The following is a 16,398-nucleotide window of genomic DNA, read 5'->3' as shown; positions in this document are numbered from 1 at the left end:
CACCGCGGGTGAGGGGAGGTTCCGGTTCCGGTGGGGAGGTTCCGGTTCCAGTTTCGGGTCTGGGGACCGTCAGTCTTCCGACGTGTAGTAGCGGTAGAACCGCACGGCGAACACGACCCCGGCGATCGCCAGCGCCATGATCGTGCACCGCAGCACCGAGCGGCCGGACAGGCTGTAGAGGAACCCGAACGTCACCCCCGCGAAGGAAGCCCAGGCGATCGCTCGCAGCTCCCGCTGCAGACGCGGCGAGACCGTGCGCAGCGCGTACACGCCGAGGGCGAAGAGGACCCCGGTCACGACGCCGAAGAGGACGTTGCCCGTCGTGATCGGTTCTTCCGCGGTGCTGCGCTCGATACCGGCGGTCCAGACGCCGTACACGATCCCGAGGAGCAGCGGTAGCCCCCAGGTGGAGGCGTGGATCGACACCCGGCGTGTGGAGGGTGCGGCATGTGCCATGACGGGCTCCTCTCTGCTCGCCCCGTCACCTTCCAGGGCACACCGCGGGGCCGCGCCCGGCAACTCGGCGGAGGTACCTCCGTCTCACAGCCGCCAGTCGATCTCCTGGTCGGGACGGTAGGCGCAGGTCAGCCCGGTGGAGACGGTGTCACGGAGATACGCGGCGAGTGAGGGGTGCAGGGTGTCCAGCTTGCGCAGGGTGTCGCGGATGCGGCCGGTCACCGCCTTACGGGCGCGCTCGGCCTCGTCGCCGAGGCGGCGGGTGCGGCCGCCGAGTCCGGCGGCGCTGCGCAGTTCTGCCAGGAGCGCCGCGCGCTCGGTGTCGTACCGCGCGGCGCGCTCCTCGTCCCCCAACTCCGCGGCGCGGTCTATCTCCTCGTCCAGCTGGTCAAGGCGCTGCTTGTACTGCCGTTTGGCCTCCTCGTCGAGTACGGCGTCCCCGCTCATGCTGTGTGCCGCGATCACCTCGGCCCCACCGTCGGGTGCGAGTAGCTGTACGGCGGTGATGCCGGAACCGGGTCGGCTCAGCAGCAACCGCAGGTCGCGCAGGCCCTTGGCGTCGGGCATATGGACACGCTTCCCCTGGAAGGCGAGGTTCCACACGGCGCCGTCGAAGCGGAACTCGTTGGCGGGACTGGGACTGGGACCGGGAGCTGGCGCTGGCGCTGCAGTGCGGGCAGGAGCGGGTGCGCTGACCGACGCCTCCGCCCGAAGCCCCGCGACCCGGCGCAGTATCTGCCGCATCCCGAGGTCCGCCGCGTCGCGCTCCACCTCGGCGAGGAGGGCGGTGGGGTCATCGCCGAGCGCGATCAGACACTGGGCGAGCCGGGCGCGGGACTCGACGGACCACGGGCGGGCGCCCAGGAGCTCGGCCGAGCGGTACGCCGTGGTGAAGCCTTCGGCTGCCTGGGCCCAGCGGCCGAGCGCCGCGTCGCACACGGCCACCCAGTGGGCGATCGGGCCGCTGACGTCCCACCCGAACATGGACACCGCCCACTGCCCCGCTCCCGTCGACTCTCCCGCTCCCCCTCCCGCCGAGCGCCCCGCTCCCACCGACTGCCCCGCTCCCGCGTACGGCGCCAGCGCCGCGCGGGCCCGCTCGCACAGCTCCGGGTCGCCCGACGCGGCGGCGGCCTGCGCCTGGAAGCGCAGCCGCAGCGGGCGGAAGCCACGGTCGGACAGCGCGCCGTCCATGAGCAGGGTGCGGGCGTACTCGACGGCCGACCCCTCGCCGCCCGCGCGCTCCGTACGGCCGGGACGCCCGGCGCCCCAGTCCGCGTCCGCCCGCTCGATGGCCGTGATCCCGGCGAGCAACCGCGGGCACGGGTGATCCCGGCCCAGCGAGCGGACCAGCTCGTCCAGCCCCTCGTACCGGCCCTGGAGGACGGCCAGTGCCCAGCGGTGGTGTTCGAGCAGGGAGACGACGTGGTCGTTCGACAGGGCCGGTGTCACATAGCCGACGGCCTCCGCGAGGAAGCTCTCGGCCTGGGCGAAGCGCCCCGCGAGCGCGCTGACGATGGACTGGTCGATCGCGGCGCCGACACCCATCCGCGGCAGGCCGTGGCGCTCCGCCGCCTCCACGTACCCGTGGTACTCGTCCAGGAAGCGCGGGTCGCCCAGCTCGAGCAGCGCCACCCAGTGCAGGGCCCGGGCGAAGCTCTCCCCCTCGATGTCACCGGTGCGTCGGGCGATCTCCGCCAGCTCCTCGACCAGCGCGACGCGTTCCGGCGCGGTTCCGGGGCCCCAGATGGCGTGGTGCCTGGCCCAGAGGCTGAACCCCAGGGCCTCGTCGTCCTCCCGGCGCCGGGCCAGGACACTGGTCCTGATGCTGAGTTCCTCGGCGAGCTCCTCCGTCGTACGGTCGGCGGCGGCTCCCTCGCGCCCGGTCAGCCGGTCGTACGCCTCGCGCAGCAGCCCGTCACTGGATCGCTGCCAGTCCATCGTCACGGAGTAGGTGGTGTACGCGGTGAGGGCGACCCTGGCCAGCAGCCCGGGGTCGTCCAGGCGGCGGGCCAGTTGGAGCGCGTCATCCAGGGCGGCGTTCGCCTTGGCGGGGTCTCCGTTGTGCTGGAGGTCGGACACGAGGCCGAGGATCACGGTGACCCGGCGGCCCTGGTCCTTCAGCCCCACCGCGCGCTCCACCGCCCGCCGCTGGTGCGACAGTTGCTCCTCCAGAGCGAGCCGCGACCCGGCGTCCTGGGCGGCCTCCTGGAGCAGCCGCACCGCCGTCTCGGGTTCGATCGCGTCGCCCGCGGCGTACGCGTGCCGGGCGCGGTCGGCCGGGAAGACCCTCTCGCTGAGCGCCGGGGCGGCCTCCAGCGCGCGGACGACTTCCGCGTGCCGTACCTGGGCGTCGTCGGCCAGCTCCTCGTAGAGCGTCTCCCGTACGAGGTCGTGGGCGAACGCGTACCGGCCGCGGCCCAGGGGTGTCACCAGGCGGGCCACCGCCGCCTGGGCGAGCAGCCGGTCGACATGGGCCACCGGCTCGCCCTCGACCGCGGCGAGCACCTGCCGGTGGAATTCCCGGCCGAGCACCGCGCCCGTGGCCAGCAGTTTCGCCACCGTGCCCGGGAGCAGCGCGAGCCGCCGCCGCACGGCCTCCCGCACGCCGGGCGCGATCGCGTCCGTGGCGGCGCCGGACGCCCACAGCCGGGCCGTCTGCTCCACGAAGAAGGGGTTGCCGCCGGTCCACTGGTGGACCTCCGCGGTGAGCGCGGGGGCTGGAGCGCGCCCCGCGGTCCGGGCGATCAGCGCACCGGTCTCCTCGCGGTCGAGCCCCGACAGGGTCAGGGTCGTCGCCTTCGTGGCCAGCGGCAGTATCTGCTCGCGCAGCGGATGGCCTTCGGCCTCCACCTCGGCGTCCCGGTACGCCCCGACGAGCAGCAGCCGCTCGAACCAGGCGTGTCCGGCGGCGAATTCCAGCAGCTTCAGTGAGGCGCTGTCAGCCCAGTGCAGGTCGTCCAGGACGACCACGACGGGGCGCTTCTGGGAGACCGTGACCAGCGCGGTCGTCACGGCGTCGTACAGCCGGAAGGCCTCCGCGGAGTCCTCACCGCCCGCGGTCGGCCCCGCTCCCGCGCGCGCCTCCCCCAGCAGCACCCCGAGCGTGCCGCCCGCCGCCTCCTCGGCGGCCGCCAGCTCCGCCGCGTCCACGGCCCGCCGCAGGCCCCGTACGACCTGCACCCACGGCCAGTACCCCGGCGCGCTGTCCGACGCCCAGCAGGCGCCGGTGAGCACGAGCGCGCCCAGCCGCCGTGCCTCGTCCGCGGCCTCGCTCATCAGCGTCGTCTTGCCGATGCCCGCCTCGCCCGTGACGAGCAGCAGGCCGCCGTGGCTCTCGGCGGCGCGGGCGATTTCGGTGCGCAGGACGGTGACGGGATGGTCGCGCCCGATCAGTTCGGGGGTCATGCTTCGAACGATAGGCCCACCCACTGACAGCGGGCCCGTCGTTTTCGCAGCACCTCTTCGCCGTACCTCTTCGCCCCTCTTCGCCGTGCCTCTTCGCCGCACCTCGCCCGGGCCGAGCAGCACCTCGCCCGGCCGGGCCGACCCGGGCCGGGCCGGATAGCCTGGCTGGTCATGGGAGCAGGACAGGTCCGGGTGACGCACGGGCCCCGCCGCGTCTCCCTCCTGCGCGGCCAGGCCCCCGTCATCGCCGTCGTCGCTCTCGGCGGCGCCCTTGGAGCCGCCGCCCGCTACGGCGCCGCTCAACTCTGGCCGACCGCGCCCGGAACGTTCCCCTGGACGACCCTGACTGTGAACGCCGTTGGGTGCGCGGTGATGGGCGTCTTCATGGTGGTGATCACCGAGGGCCGTCAGACGCACCGCCTGGTGCGGCCCTTCTTCGGCACCGGGGTACTCGGCGGCTTCACCACCTTCTCGGCGTACGCGGCCGACATCGAGCACTTGATAGACGTACGTGAGGCGCGCACCGCCCTCGCCTACCTGGCCCTGACCCTGCTGACCGCCCTCGCGGCGGTCTGGCTCGCGGCGACGGCGACCCGCCGCGTCCTGGGGCGTAGCCGAGCCGTGGGGCACGGGCGAGGTGTGGGGCGTAGGCGACTCGTGGGACGGAGACGATGAGCATGACGCGGCTGACTGGCACCGCACTGCGGCTGACCATCCTGATCGGCGAAAGCGACACCTGGCACCACCGCCCGCTGTACGCCGAGATCGTGCACCGCGCTCGCGAGGCGGGCCTCGCCGGGGCCAGTGTCTTCAAGGGCATCGAGGGCTTCGGCGCCTCGTCCCTGGTGCACACCCAGCGGCTGCTCTCGCTGAGCGAGGACCTGCCGGTGGCGATCCTGATCGTCGACACAGAGGCCCGGGTTCGCGCCTTTCTGCCCCAGCTCGACGCGTTGGTCTCGGAGGGCCTGGTGATCCTCGACGACTGCGAGGTGATCCGCTACGTGGGGCGGGAGGAGTGAGCTGGTTGCTGGTCGTCGTCGGCGGCGCGATCGGCGCGCCTCTGCGCTATCTCACCGACCGCGCCGTACAGGCCCGCCACGACACCGTCTTCCCCTGGGGCACCTTCACCGCCAATGTCACCGGGTGCCTGGCCCTGGGGCTGATCACCGGCGCGGTAGCGGCGGGCGCCGCGTCGTCGCACGTACTGCTGCTGCTTGGCACCGGCCTGTGCGGGGCGTTGACCACGTACTCCACGTTCTCGTACGAGACGTTGCGGCTGGCCGAGTCGGGCGCGCGGCTGTTCGCCGTGCTGAACGTGGCCGCGAGCGTGGTGGCCGGGCTTGGCGCGGCGTTCGCGGGGATCACGGTGGCCGAGGCGCTCTGGCCGTAAGGCACCGCCTCCCCGCCTCCGTAACTACGTAGCTCCCCAACTCCCAGCTTCTGGCCTCACGGTGGCACTCGGTGCCGCCTCCGAAGATCGCAAAACAGCAGGTCAGGGCGCTTATTCGACCCTTACGACCAAAAGAGGGACACCCTCGGTGGGCCATGTCACATTCAGCGAACACACCGGTTTCCGACAGATGGCCGGGAAGTTTCGAAGGGGATGGTCATGGCAACCACGGAGACGCGGGCAGCCGAGAGCCAGGTGCGACAATCCGCGGGGCCACGTCCCGGCGCCGACGACCAGCACCTGCCCAACAAGCGCATCTGGTTGGGCCGACTCCTCGGCCCGGCCCTCGCCCTGGTGGTCTACTTCCTGATCCCGGCCGACCCTGGACTCTCCACCCCGGCCCGCACCTCGCTCGCTGTGGCGATCCTGGTCGCCGTCTGGTGGATGACCGAGGCGCTGCCGCTGGCGGCCACCTCTCTGGTGCCGCTGGTCGCGCTGCCTCTGCTGGGCATCTTCCCGATCGGCGACGCCACGGCCGCGTACGGCCATCCGATCGTCTTCCTGTTCCTGGGTGGCTTCGTTATCGCGCTGGCCATGCAGAAGTGGGACCTGCACAAGCGCATCGCGCTGCTCACCATGCGGGCCATCGGCACCAAGCCGCGGCAGCTGCTGCTCGGCGTGATGACCGCGACCTGGTTCCTGTCCATGTGGGTGAGCAACACCGCGACCACGATGATGATGCTGCCGATCGGCGTCAGTGTGCTGGCGATGGTCGCCGCGGCCCGGCGCGCGCACGTCTCCGCAGAGGGCGGCGAGGCGGACGCGGGCTCCGAAGCGGACCCCGAGATGGACCCCGAGGATGACCCGGTGGCCGCACTCGCCGCTGACAAGGACACCCAGAACTTCTCCGTCAGCATGATGCTGGGCATCGCCTTCGCCGCCACCATCGGCGGCCTGGCGACCCTGATTGGCAGCCCGCCCAACCTGATCATGACCGGCATCATGGAGGAGACCTACAACATCCACATCAGCTTCGCTGATTGGATGAAGCTCGGGGTGCCGCTGTCCGTGGTCTTCCTGCTCATCACCTGGCTCTTCTTGACCCGCTTCGCCTACCCGACCCGCATCGGCAACGTCATGGGCGGCAAGCAGGTCATCCAGGAGAAGCTGGACGAGCTGGGCCCGATGTCCCGCGGCGAATGGACCGTCCTCACCGTCTTCGTCTCCACCGCGCTGCTCTGGGTCTTCCAGGACCAGCTCAGCGAATGGGACGCGCTGACCTCCGTACTGCCCTTCATGGCGCACCTCAACGACACCACCATCGCCCTGGCCGCCGCGCTCGCTCTCTTCCTGATCCCCGTCTCGATCAAGAAGGGCGTGTCGGCCATGGACTGGCGGACCGCGCAGAACGGCATCCCCTGGGGAGTGCTGCTGCTCTTCGGCGGCGGCCTCTGCCTGGCCAAGTCGGTGCAGGACACCGGGCTCTCCACCTGGATCGGCGGCAAGATGGACGGCCTGGGCACGCTGCCCATCGTCCTGCTGGTCGCCACCGTCTCCCTGATCATCCTGATGCTCACCGAGCTCACCAGTAACACCGCTACGGCCACCACCTTCCTGCCGGTGCTCGCCGCGGTCGCCGTCGGCATCGGCGTCGACCCGATGCTGCTGATGGTGCCCGCCGCGATGGCCGCCACCTGCAGCTTCATGCTCCCGGTCGGCACTCCGCCGAACGCCATCGTGTTCGGCTCCGGCTATGTGACGATGCCGCAGATGATCCGCGCCGGGCTGTGGCTGAACCTCATCGGCGTCGTCCTGATCACGGGGATGACGATGCTGCTGGGTGGCTGGGCCCTGGGCATCTCCTTCTGACGCGCGCGTACCCGCTACTTCCCCCGTACCCGCGTTGTCCTCAGTGCCGCCGTTCCTGACCTGCGAGAATCAACCCATGCGCAAGCGAATGAGCCTGGCCCGGCAGCTCTTCGTCCTGCAGCTTGTGGTGATCCTGGCGCTGGTCGGGACGGCGGCACTGCTGGTGTTCCTGGAAGTACGCCGGGACACCCGCTCACACGCCGAGTTCCAGGTGCGCACCCTCGCCTCCGCGCTGGCCGAACTGCCTGGTGTCCGCGCCGCCCTGGAAAGCCCCGACCCCGCGGCCGCGCTCCAGCCGATCGCCACCTCTGTACGTAAGGCGACAGGCACCGACTTCGTCGTCTTCATGGCGCTCGACCGGACCCGCTACACCCACCCCACCCCGGAACGCGTCGGCGAACCCTTCGTCGGCACCATCGCCCCCGCGGTGGCGGGCCGCGCCTTCACCGAGAGCTACGAAGGCACCCTCGGCCCCTCGGTCCGTGCCGTGGTGCCCATCCGCGACGACACCGGCGCGGTGGACGCGCTGCTCTCGATCGGCATCCTCCAGGACCAGATCGGCAGCGAGCTCCAGCGCCGCCTGTACCCGGTCGCCTACCTCTCCCTGGCCGCGCTGCTGCTCGCCGCCGCGGGCTCGTACGCGATCAGCCGCCGCCTGGACCGGCAGACCCTGGGCCTCGGCGCCGAGCAGATCACCCAGCTGTACGAGCACCACGACGCCGTACTGCGCACCGTCCGCGAGGGCCTGGTGATCGTCAGCCCGCGCGGGAGACTCCTACTCGCCAACGACCAGGCGCGCGAACTGCTCGGCCTCACCGGCGACGCCGAGGGCCGCCAGGTCGGCGACCTCGGTCTGCGGCCCCCACTGGACGGACTGCTCGCCTCCGGTGAGCCCGCCGACGACCAGTTGTGCGTGTACGGAGACCGGGTGCTCGTCGCCCACCAGGAGCGCATCGAGAAGGACGGCCGCCCCCTTGGCACCGTCACCACGCTGCGCGACCACACCGAACTGGAAGCGCTCGCCGGGGAACTGGACTCGGTCCGCGGCTTCACAGACGCGCTGCGCGCCCAGGCACACGAGTCCGCGAACCGGCTGCACACCGTGATCACGATGGTCGAACTCGGCCAGCCGGAACGAGCGGTCGAGTTCGCCACCGTGGAACTGGCCTCCGCCCAGCAGCTCGCCGACCGGCTGACCGACGCGGTCGAGGAACCCGCGCTGGCCGCGCTGCTGCTCGGCAAGGCGGCCCAGGCCACCGAGAAGGGCGTCGAGCTGATCGTCACCGAGGACACCGCGGTGGCCGAGTCGACGATCGCGGCCCGCGATCTGGTCACCTTGGTGGGCAATCTGGTGGACAACGCCATCGACGCGGCGCTGGCCGCCGAACCACCCCGCAAGGTCACGGTGACCGCGCGCGGCGAGCCCGACGGCGAGCTGCTGGTCCGGGTGGCCGACAGCGGGCGCGGAGTGGACAGCGAGCACCTGGACGCCATCTTCTCGCGCGGCTGGACCACCAAGTCGGCGGCCGGGGCGCGGGGGCAGGGCCTGGGCCTCGCCCTGGTCAAGCAGGTGATCGGCCGCTACGGGGGCGAGGTGGAGGTAGAGACGGGCGACGGCGCGGTGTTCACCGTACGGCTGCGCCCGCACACGGGCCCGCACGCGGGAGAGCAGGGAGAGCCGGGGGAGCACGGAGAGCAGGGAGAGCAGGGAGAGCAGGGAGAGCAGGGAGAGCTATGACCAGCGGGAGAACCCCGACCGGCGGGAGAACCCCGCCCAATGGGGAAACCACGATCAGGACACTGATCGTCGAAGACGATCCACGGATCGCCGACGCCCACGCGCAGTACGTCGAGCGGGTGCCGGGCTTCACCACCGCCGGGGTGGTGCACCGGGGCGCGGAGGCGCTGGACTTCCTTGACCGGCACCCCGTCGACGTCATCTTGCTGGACTTCTACCTGCCGGACATGACTGGCCTGGACGTCTGCCGCACGCTACGCGCGCGTGGCCACCTCACCGACATCATCGCCGTCACCTCGGCGCGCGACGTGGGCACGGTCCGGTCGGTGCTCGTATACGGCGTGGTGCAGTACCTGCTGAAGCCGTTCAGCTTCGCCGCGTTCCGCGACAAGCTGGAGCGCTACGCCGAGTACCGCGGCCATCTCCTCGACCACGGCGGGACCGCCGCCCAGCAGGACCTGGACCGGGCGTTCGGGGCGCTGCGCGGCAGCGTCGGCGGCCCGCTTCCGAAGGGGATGAGCAACCCGACCCTCGCCGCGGTGGTCGACCTGCTCCGCGAACTCTCCCCGCAGGGCATCACCGCCACCGAGGCGGGCCGCCGCCTGGGCATGGCCCGGGTCACCACCCGTCGGTACCTGGAACACCTTGCCGACCAGGACCTGGCGGAGCGCCGGCCCCGGTACGGCAGCCAGGGACGTCCGGAGAATGTCTACCACTGGAACGGTCCGTCGGAGCCGAGCTGAGCGGCGGGAACCCAGGGCGGGCGTGCGGCGTTCATGAGACATGGTGAGCGAGTTGGTCGCTGGCGGCAATCTGCCCTTGCCGGGCGGTGAGTTGACGCTGCGCGTGCCCGGCCCGTACGACCTGTCGGTGCTGGTCACCGGCGATGACGGCAAGGTCGCGGGCGACGCCGACTTCGTCTTCTACAACCAACCGTCGGCCTCCGGAGCCCGTCTCGCGGGCGACGCCCTCACCGTGGACCCGGCCAGGCTCAGGCCAGGGGCGACGCGGGTCACGGTGGTGGTCAGCCCGGCCGATCCAGGTACGGCGCTGGGGCGCCTGCCCGCGCCGACGCTGTCGGTGAGCGGCGGCGGGCGGCTCGTCGCGCGCTTCACGCCGCCTCGGCCGACGCATGAGACGGTGCTGCTGCTCGCGGAGGTCTACCGGCGCGGTGCGGGCTGGAAGCTGCGCGCGCTGGGGCACGGGTACGCGGACGGACTGGCGGGGGTGGCACGGGACTTCGGGATCGAGGTGGCGGAGGAGGAGCCGACGACGCAGACGACGCCGTCGGCGGCACCGGACGGGCTCGCGGGGCTGCTCAGTTCCGTACGAAGCAGGGCGGGCGCCCCGCCCGTAGCGCTGGACGCCCGGCTGACCGGCGCCGCGCGGGCGCACGCGGCGAGCATGGCGGCGCGGGGCAGTCTGGGCGTGGAGGCCGCCGACGGCACCTCCGTCTACCAGCGCGCCACCGCCGCGGGCTACGCCTACCTGTCGATAGCCGAGCATCTCGTCTCCGGGCCACGGACTCCGGCCGAATTCCTGGACTACTGCCTGGGAGACGAGCGGAACCGCCGCCCGCTGCGCGATCCCACCGTCACCGACGCCGGGATCGCGCACGTGGTGGACGCCCGCTCCGGCGACGTCTACTGGACGGCGCTGTGGGCCAGTCCCTTCACCCCGTCCGGACTGGAGCGGACCGCCGCCGAGGTGGTCGCCCTCACCAACACCGAGCGGGCACGGGCCGGTCTGCGGCCGCTGTCCGGCGAGGTGCGGCTGACGGCCGCGGCCCAGGCGCACAGCGCGGACATGATCGCCCGTGACTTCTACGCCCACACGGCTCCCGACGGCAGCGAGCCCTGGCACCGCGCCGCCGCCGCGGGCTGCCCGCACCGGGGGATAGGCGAGAACATCGCCTGCGGTCAGCGCTCTCCCGCCGAAGTCGTCGAAGGCTGGATGAACAGCCCCGGCCACCGCGCCAACATCCTGAAGCCGGAGTTCACCGACATCGGCATCGGCTTCGCGGGCGGGGGACGGGCGGGCACGTACTGGACCCAACTGTTCGGGTCGGCTTGAAAGATCCCTTCAGAGATCCCTTCAGAGATCCCCTCAGAGTTCCTTCGCGGGCCAGTCCAGCAGCCGGGCCCCGATCACCGACGTCTGCAGCGTGTAACGGTGCAGTGGGTCAGCGGGGTTGGAGCCGGTGAGCTGGCGGATGCGCTCCAGGCGGTAGGTCAGTGCCCGTACGCTCAGGGTCAGTTGGCGGGCAGCGGCGGCCGACACGCACCCCGCGTCGAAGTACGCGACCAGCGTGTCCAGTAGTGGCTCGGCGCCGCCGCGCGCCTGCTGGAGCGGTCCGAGCACGGTCCGTACGAGATCGGCCATCGCCTCGCGGTCCCGGGTCAGCACGGGGTAGACCAGCAGGTCGGCGGCGAACAGCACGGGCGCGTCCAGGCCGAGGCGTTCAGCCAGGTCCAGTGAGCCGAGCGCCTCCTCGTAGGAGCGGACGACGCCCCCGGCCCCCTGATGCGCGCGGCCAATCGCCACCTGGCCGCCGTCCGTGGCGGCGTGGGCTTGTTTGGCGAAGTAGTTGAGGACGTTGCCCTGGTCACCGGGGGCGATACAGATCAGCCGGCCGTCCTTGGTGGTGAGCATGATGGCGCGGTCCCCGAAGCGGTTGATCAGCGCCGCTTCCACGCCACGGGCGACCGGGTCGGTCTCGGTGTACGCGTCGGGGCCGGTGGCGACCGCGACGGCGTGCGCGTGGGAGAGCCGTAGCCCGAACCGTTCGGCGCGCTCGGCGAGTCGGCCCAGGTCGCTGCGGCCGTGCAGCAGGTCGTCGATGAACTCGCGGCGGGCCGCCTCCTCGCGGCGTACGGCGATGCGCTGGGCCCGCTCGTACCCCTCGGCGAAGGCGTCCACGGCCTGCTCGACCGCCGCCAGCACGCTGTCGGCTGAGCCGGGGGCTCCCGGCCAGGTGGTGCGGGTCGCGGACAGGTGCCTCAGCAGCAGGGTGCGCAGCCCGTGGCCGTCCTCGGCGGCCTGCTCGCCCAAGCGGCGCCGGGAGTCGAGTTCGTCGCGGGTCAGCCGCCTGCCGGTGGCGGAGGCCTCGGCGAGAATCTGGGCGTACCCGTCCAGATAGCCGTCGAGCGAGCCGTCAGCGGAGCCCGCGAATGAGCCCGCGAGTGAGCCCTCGCGGGAACGGCCAGCTCGGGACGTCGGTATCTGATGCTCTGTCACGCGTTCCCCCTCGGCACACCGGTGGGTTGATTCCCGGTGTCAGCAACGCGTCAAGACTGCCGGGCTTCGGCAGCTCGGGCAAATCGCGACCGTGACCGGCCAGGATTCGGGGCGGGAAGCGGCGATGCCGGGATGCGGCAGGTGAGGTGGTCCAGTAGGAGTCCCGGTGCCGATACCGTTGCCGGTAGTCGACACCGGGACCTTCCCCCGTGTCCCCCCCATCCCCCCGTATCCCCCGTGTCCCCCCAGGGTTCCCCCCTCTTCCCCCGTGTCCCCCCTCGGTTTCCCCCGTGGCTTCATTCTGGCAGCGGGTGAACGTTGGTCGCATTGCCGGAACTCGGCAATGTTTAACGTCTTCCTGATGCCGGGTGTCAGGGTGGGCCTCAGGGAGAAGTCGGGGGTTTCCCCCATGCCCCGCCGCGGCGACTCTCCCTAGCCTTGGAGCAGGTCATCCCAGTCAGGGCGGTCCGTAACTTCCGTCGTAGGGGGAGGAATTCATGCGCCAGCTTCGGGTTCTCGCAGCTGTAGCGCTCGCCGGGGCGGGTGTGATCGGACTTGGCGCCTGCGGCGTGGTGACGGGGAAGACCTTCGAGGACGAGAGGACGGTGTCGAAGGCGGACACCGCCAAGATCACCTCTGTACGGATCGACAGTGGCAACGGCTCCGTGGAGCTGCGCGGCCGTGACGACATCGACGGCGCGACCATCCGGCGGGACATCGACTACCGGGGCGACAAGCCGCAGGGGGCGTCCCACCGGATCGAGGACGGCGTGCTGGTACTGGGTGGCTGCGGCCGCGACTGCACGGTGCGGTACACCGTGGAGCTGCCCGACGGACTCCCGGTACGAGGCGAGACGTCGAACGGCAAGATCACCCTGTCCAGAGTGGGCGCGGTGGGGGTATCCACCAGCAACGGCGCCATCAACCTGAAGTCGGTCTCCGGCGCCGTCGATGTGAAGTCCGGCAACGGCAAGGTCACCGGACGCGGCCTGGCGGGCGAATACATACGGGTGCACACGAGTAACGGCAAGGTCGACCTCACCGCGACCAAGGCGCAGGACATCCGGGCCCGGACGTCCAACGGCAGCGTCACGCTCAGGGTGCCCAACGAGACCTACCGGGTGACCACCAAGACCGGCAACGGCAGCAAGGAGATAGGCGTCGACACCGCCCCGGACGCCGCGCACAGCCTCAACTTGTCGACCGGCAACGGCGCGATATCCATCCAGCCCACCGACTCCTGAGCAGGCTTACGCGGTTTTGGGGGTGACCTCGCCCATCGCTCCCCAGCCGTCCATCTCCGGGATCTCGGTGCTGACGATGCGTGGGGTCTCGGCGACGGCGTACGACATGGCCTCGGTGCCCGCCTTGAAGTGTTCGGCCTCGACGTGGGCCTTGCCCGCCTCGCTGTCGCGGAACGCCTCGACGAGCACGAACTCGTGCGGGTTGTCCACGCTCCGGGACCACTCGAAGAAGAGGTTGCCCGGCTCGGCGCGGGTGGCGCGGGTGAAGTCGTCGACGAGGTCGAGCCACTTGTCGGCGTACTCGGCCCGTACGTGGAATTTGACGGTGATGAAGATCATGAGAGAGGAGTCCTGTTCCTACTGAATGTCCGGCTGCGTCCGTCACGGAATCGTAAGGGCGACAGCGATCCCGTGCTGACGCGCACCGGCATACGGTTCCCCTGTGACCACGCCACGATCCCGAGCGACCGCCACCTGTGGGGCCCTGTTGGCCGCCGCCGCCCTGCTGGTCCTGACCGCCTGCGGTACGGAGAGCGAGGACAGCGGGTCTCCGAAGGAGTCCGCACCCGCGGCCTCCGCCCCTTCGTCCCCGGGACAGACGCCGTCGGCGGCCACGGGGCAGGACCTGCCGGTGCCCGGCACGCTGAGCTTCAAAGGCACCACCATCGACGGCAAGCCCTTCGACGGGGCGACGCTGGCCGGTAAGCCCACCGTGCTGTGGTTCTGGGCGCCGTGGTGCCCCACATGCCGGGCACAGGCGCCGGAGACCGCGAAGGTCGCGAAGGACTTCGCGGGCAAGGCGAACATCGTGGGGGTCGCGGGCCTGGACAAGAAGGACGCGATGCGGGACTTCGTCGCGTCGACGAAGACCGATGGGTTCCCGCAGCTCGCCGACGAAAAGGGCGACGTGTGGAAGAAGTTCAAGATCACTCAACAGAGCGTCTACGTGATCCTCGACAAGGAGGGTAAGGAAACCTTCACCGGCGTACTCCCGGCCGGGAAGGGCCTGGCCGACAAGCTCGACGGACTGCTGGGCTGACGCCGCGGTGTCCGATCTCCCGCTCGCCCTGGCGCTCACCGCCGGAATGCTCGCCGCGGTGAACCCGTGCGGCTTCGCCCTGCTTCCCGCGTACCTCTCGCTCCTCGTACTCGGGGATGACTCGCCCAGCAGGGCGGTGGCCGTTGGGCGCGCGCTGGGCGCGACCGCGGCGATGACGATCGGGTTCGCCGCCGTCTTCGCCCTGTTCGGGCTGGCGATCGCGCCGGTCACGAACCAGGTGCAGCAGCATCTGCCGTGGTTCACGGTGGTGTTCGGGCTGGTGCTCGCGTTGGTTGGCGGCTGGCTGCTGACCGGGCGCACGTTGCCCGCGCTGCTGCCCAAGCTGCGGCGGGCGCCCAGCGTCGCGCGGTCGGTGTGGTCGATGGGCCTGTTCGGCGGGGCGTACGCGATCGCCTCGCTGGGCTGCACGATCGCCCCGTTCCTGGCGATCGTGGTCACCGCGTTCCGCAGTGGCTCGCTCGGTGAGGGTGTGGTGTTGTTCGCCGCGTACGCGGCCGGGATGGGCGCGATCGTCGGCGCGGCGGCGCTGACGGTGGCCCTGACCCGTACGGCCCGGGTCTCCGCGATCCGCCGCCTGGGGGCGACGGCGTCCCGGCTGGGCGGGGCCCTGCTGGTGGTGGTCGGCGTGTATGTGGCGTACTACGGCTGGTACGAACTCCGCGTCCAGCGCGGCGGTGTGGTCGAGGACCCGGTGATCGACGGGGCCGGTTCGGTTCAACGCTGGCTGGCGGACGCGTTGGAGACGGCCGGTGTCACGACGGTGGCGGCGGTACTGGCGGCGCTGCTGGGCTTGAGTTTCGTCCTGCTGCTGAACCGACGCCGACACCGCCGCGCGGGCGGGCGCGGGGTCAGGTGAGCAGGAGCGCGGTGGTGGCTCCGGTGGCCGCGCCGGCCGCCGCTCCCGCGAGCGTCTGGGCGACGGTGTGGTAGCGCAGCGCGACCCGTGACCAGCACACGGCGGCTGCCAGGGGTGTGCCGAGCAGCCACCAGGGGGTGTGCACCGCGGCGAGCAGGGACACCACGGCAGCGGCGACAGCCGAGTCCACCGAGATCTTCCAGATGGTGTTGACGGTCAGCAGCACCACCGTCATCGCCCAGAGCGTGAGCATCGCCAGCAGGATGCCGCGTGGGGCGCCGCCGATGACCATGACGGTCGAACCGACGCCCAGGGAGGCGAGAATGACGAGGAAGATCGGGGCGCGTTGGGTGCGGTCGACGACGTGCCGGTCGCCCCAGGTCCCGCGCCCGCGCTCCCACTCGATATACGCCGCGGGTATCAGCCCGGCGCACAGCGCGCCGAGCAGACCCCACGGGAGACCGGTCCAGTCACCCGCGGCGGCTACACCGATGCCGAGCATGCCGACGAGGAGGACGTTCCGGGGCTGGAGGATGTCGGTGACGGCGCGAGCCGTCGCTGTGCGGGCGGCGCGGGCGGCGCGGGCGGTGGTGGTGTGGCTCACGGTTGGGGTGGGGTCCTGTCGGTGTCCGGGGAGCTCTGCGGGTTCTGGGGGCTGTGCGGGTTCTGGGGGTGCTGCGCGTGCTGTTCGGCTGCGACCTGGGCTTCGGCCAGGAGGGAGAGGGCGAACTGGACGAGTTCCGGGGGGAGTGTGCCGTCGTCCAGGCCGCGTGCGGCCAGGCCGCTGAGCTGTCCCGTACGGCGCTGTGCGAGGAACCGAAGCCCGGCGAGCACGTCGTCGACGACCTCGGACTCCTCCTTGAAGAAGCGCCAGTCCACGCCGAAACCCAGCCCGAGCGCCTTCAGGATCTCCTCGGACGGGTCGGTGACCTTCCCCGCGAGGATGTTGGAGTAATAGCTGTGCGACAGGGAGCCCCCACGCTCCCGGACGAGCTCCGCGAAGCACCGCCCCGAGATCCGCTGGCCGGGGAAGTTCTTCTCGACCATGTACTCGACCTTCTGCCGCAAGGTCCTGAGCTCGGGTTCGCGTGCGCCGCCGCACCCGTCCTCTGCTTCCCGTTCTTCCCCGCTGGCGTCCAT

General features: G+C 71.3%; 16 protein-coding genes. 10 read left to right on the top strand and 6 right to left on the bottom strand.

Annotated features, from left to right (window positions below):
• Window positions 1–69: 69 nt before the first annotated feature.
• Complete coding sequence (locus tag GCN81_RS29630) at window positions 70–456, bottom strand: hypothetical protein (protein ID WP_156727624.1); 387 nt, start codon at window positions 454–456, stop codon at window positions 70–72.
• Between the two features lie 84 nt (window positions 457–540).
• Complete coding sequence (locus GCN81_RS29625; protein WP_156727623.1) at window positions 541–3,864, bottom strand: ATP-binding protein; 3,324 nt, start codon at window positions 3,862–3,864, stop codon at window positions 541–543.
• Between the two features lie 171 nt (window positions 3,865–4,035).
• Here GCN81_RS29625 and crcB (GCN81_RS29620) point away from each other — a divergent pair, with 171 nt between their 5' ends.
• The 7 genes from crcB (GCN81_RS29620) (at window position 4,036) to GCN81_RS29590 (ending at window position 10,934) form a co-directional block, all read left to right on the top strand.
• Complete coding sequence (gene crcB / locus GCN81_RS29620; RefSeq protein WP_156727622.1) at window positions 4,036–4,539, top strand: fluoride efflux transporter CrcB; 504 nt, start codon at window positions 4,036–4,038, stop codon at window positions 4,537–4,539.
• Window positions 4,540–4,541: 2 nt separating this feature from the next.
• On the top strand, window positions 4,542–4,883 hold the full coding sequence (locus GCN81_RS29615) for a DUF190 domain-containing protein (protein ID WP_156727621.1): 342 nt from the start codon (window positions 4,542–4,544) through the stop codon (window positions 4,881–4,883).
• On the top strand, window positions 4,880–5,254 hold the full coding sequence (gene crcB, locus GCN81_RS29610; RefSeq protein WP_156727620.1) for a fluoride efflux transporter CrcB: 375 nt from the start codon (window positions 4,880–4,882) through the stop codon (window positions 5,252–5,254). The genes GCN81_RS29615 and crcB (GCN81_RS29610) overlap by 4 nt, the downstream gene beginning before the upstream one ends.
• Window positions 5,255–5,473: 219 nt before the next feature.
• Window positions 5,474–7,123 (top strand): SLC13 family permease, encoded by a 1,650-nt coding sequence (locus GCN81_RS29605; protein ID WP_156727619.1) that lies wholly within the window; start codon window positions 5,474–5,476, stop codon window positions 7,121–7,123.
• Between the two features lie 76 nt (window positions 7,124–7,199).
• Window positions 7,200–8,861 carry a sensor histidine kinase gene (locus tag GCN81_RS29600; RefSeq protein ID WP_156727618.1) on the top strand — a complete coding sequence of 554 codons (1,662 nt, stop codon included), beginning with the start codon at window positions 7,200–7,202 and terminating at the stop codon, window positions 8,859–8,861.
• Window positions 8,858–9,604, top strand: a complete 747-nt coding sequence (locus GCN81_RS29595) for a response regulator (protein ID WP_156727617.1) — start codon at window positions 8,858–8,860, stop codon at window positions 9,602–9,604. The genes GCN81_RS29600 and GCN81_RS29595 overlap by 4 nt, the downstream gene beginning before the upstream one ends.
• Window positions 9,605–9,647: 43 nt before the next feature.
• Entirely contained in the window at window positions 9,648–10,934 is a 1,287-nt protein-coding gene (locus GCN81_RS29590; RefSeq protein ID WP_156727979.1) for a CAP domain-containing protein, read from the top strand.
• 33 nt (window positions 10,935–10,967) lie between these two features.
• Here GCN81_RS29590 and GCN81_RS29585 read toward each other — a convergent pair whose 3' ends face one another.
• Window positions 10,968–11,996 (bottom strand): PucR family transcriptional regulator, encoded by a 1,029-nt coding sequence (locus tag GCN81_RS29585; protein WP_231627106.1) that lies wholly within the window; start codon window positions 11,994–11,996, stop codon window positions 10,968–10,970.
• A gap of 599 nt (window positions 11,997–12,595) precedes the next feature.
• Here GCN81_RS29585 and GCN81_RS29580 point away from each other — a divergent pair.
• Complete coding sequence (locus GCN81_RS29580; RefSeq protein ID WP_156727616.1) at window positions 12,596–13,342, top strand: DUF4097 family beta strand repeat-containing protein; 747 nt, start codon at window positions 12,596–12,598, stop codon at window positions 13,340–13,342.
• A gap of 6 nt (window positions 13,343–13,348) precedes the next feature.
• Here the strand turns inward: GCN81_RS29580 and GCN81_RS29575 are convergent, their stop codons facing one another.
• Window positions 13,349–13,681: a putative quinol monooxygenase gene (locus GCN81_RS29575; RefSeq protein ID WP_156727615.1), complete on the bottom strand. Its 333-nt coding sequence runs from the start codon at window positions 13,679–13,681 to the stop codon at window positions 13,349–13,351.
• A gap of 103 nt (window positions 13,682–13,784) precedes the next feature.
• Here GCN81_RS29575 and GCN81_RS29570 point away from each other — a divergent pair, with 103 nt between their 5' ends.
• Together GCN81_RS29570 and GCN81_RS29565 are read left to right on the top strand one after the other, a co-directional pair.
• The gene (locus GCN81_RS29570) at window positions 13,785–14,381 is read left to right on the top strand and encodes a TlpA family protein disulfide reductase (protein WP_156727614.1); all 597 of its coding nucleotides are present in this window, start codon (window positions 13,785–13,787) and stop codon (window positions 14,379–14,381) included.
• Between the two features lie 7 nt (window positions 14,382–14,388).
• Entirely contained in the window at window positions 14,389–15,258 is an 870-nt protein-coding gene (locus GCN81_RS29565) for a cytochrome c biogenesis CcdA family protein (protein WP_156727613.1), read from the top strand.
• Here GCN81_RS29565 and GCN81_RS29560 read toward each other — a convergent pair.
• Complete coding sequence (locus GCN81_RS29560; RefSeq protein ID WP_156727612.1) at window positions 15,251–15,862, bottom strand: hypothetical protein; 612 nt, start codon at window positions 15,860–15,862, stop codon at window positions 15,251–15,253. The genes GCN81_RS29565 and GCN81_RS29560 overlap by 8 nt on opposite strands.
• Window positions 15,859–16,398 carry a hypothetical protein gene (locus GCN81_RS29555; protein WP_156727977.1) on the bottom strand — a complete coding sequence of 180 codons (540 nt, stop codon included), beginning with the start codon at window positions 16,396–16,398 and terminating at the stop codon, window positions 15,859–15,861. The genes GCN81_RS29560 and GCN81_RS29555 overlap by 4 nt, the downstream gene beginning before the upstream one ends.

It is taken from the genome of Streptomyces apocyni, assembly GCF_009739465.1.
In the GTDB taxonomy this organism is placed as follows: domain Bacteria; phylum Actinomycetota; class Actinomycetes; order Streptomycetales; family Streptomycetaceae; genus Streptomyces; species Streptomyces apocyni.
Note: the sequence above shows the minus strand (reverse complement) of the source record. Positions and strands in the feature narration are given on the sequence as shown.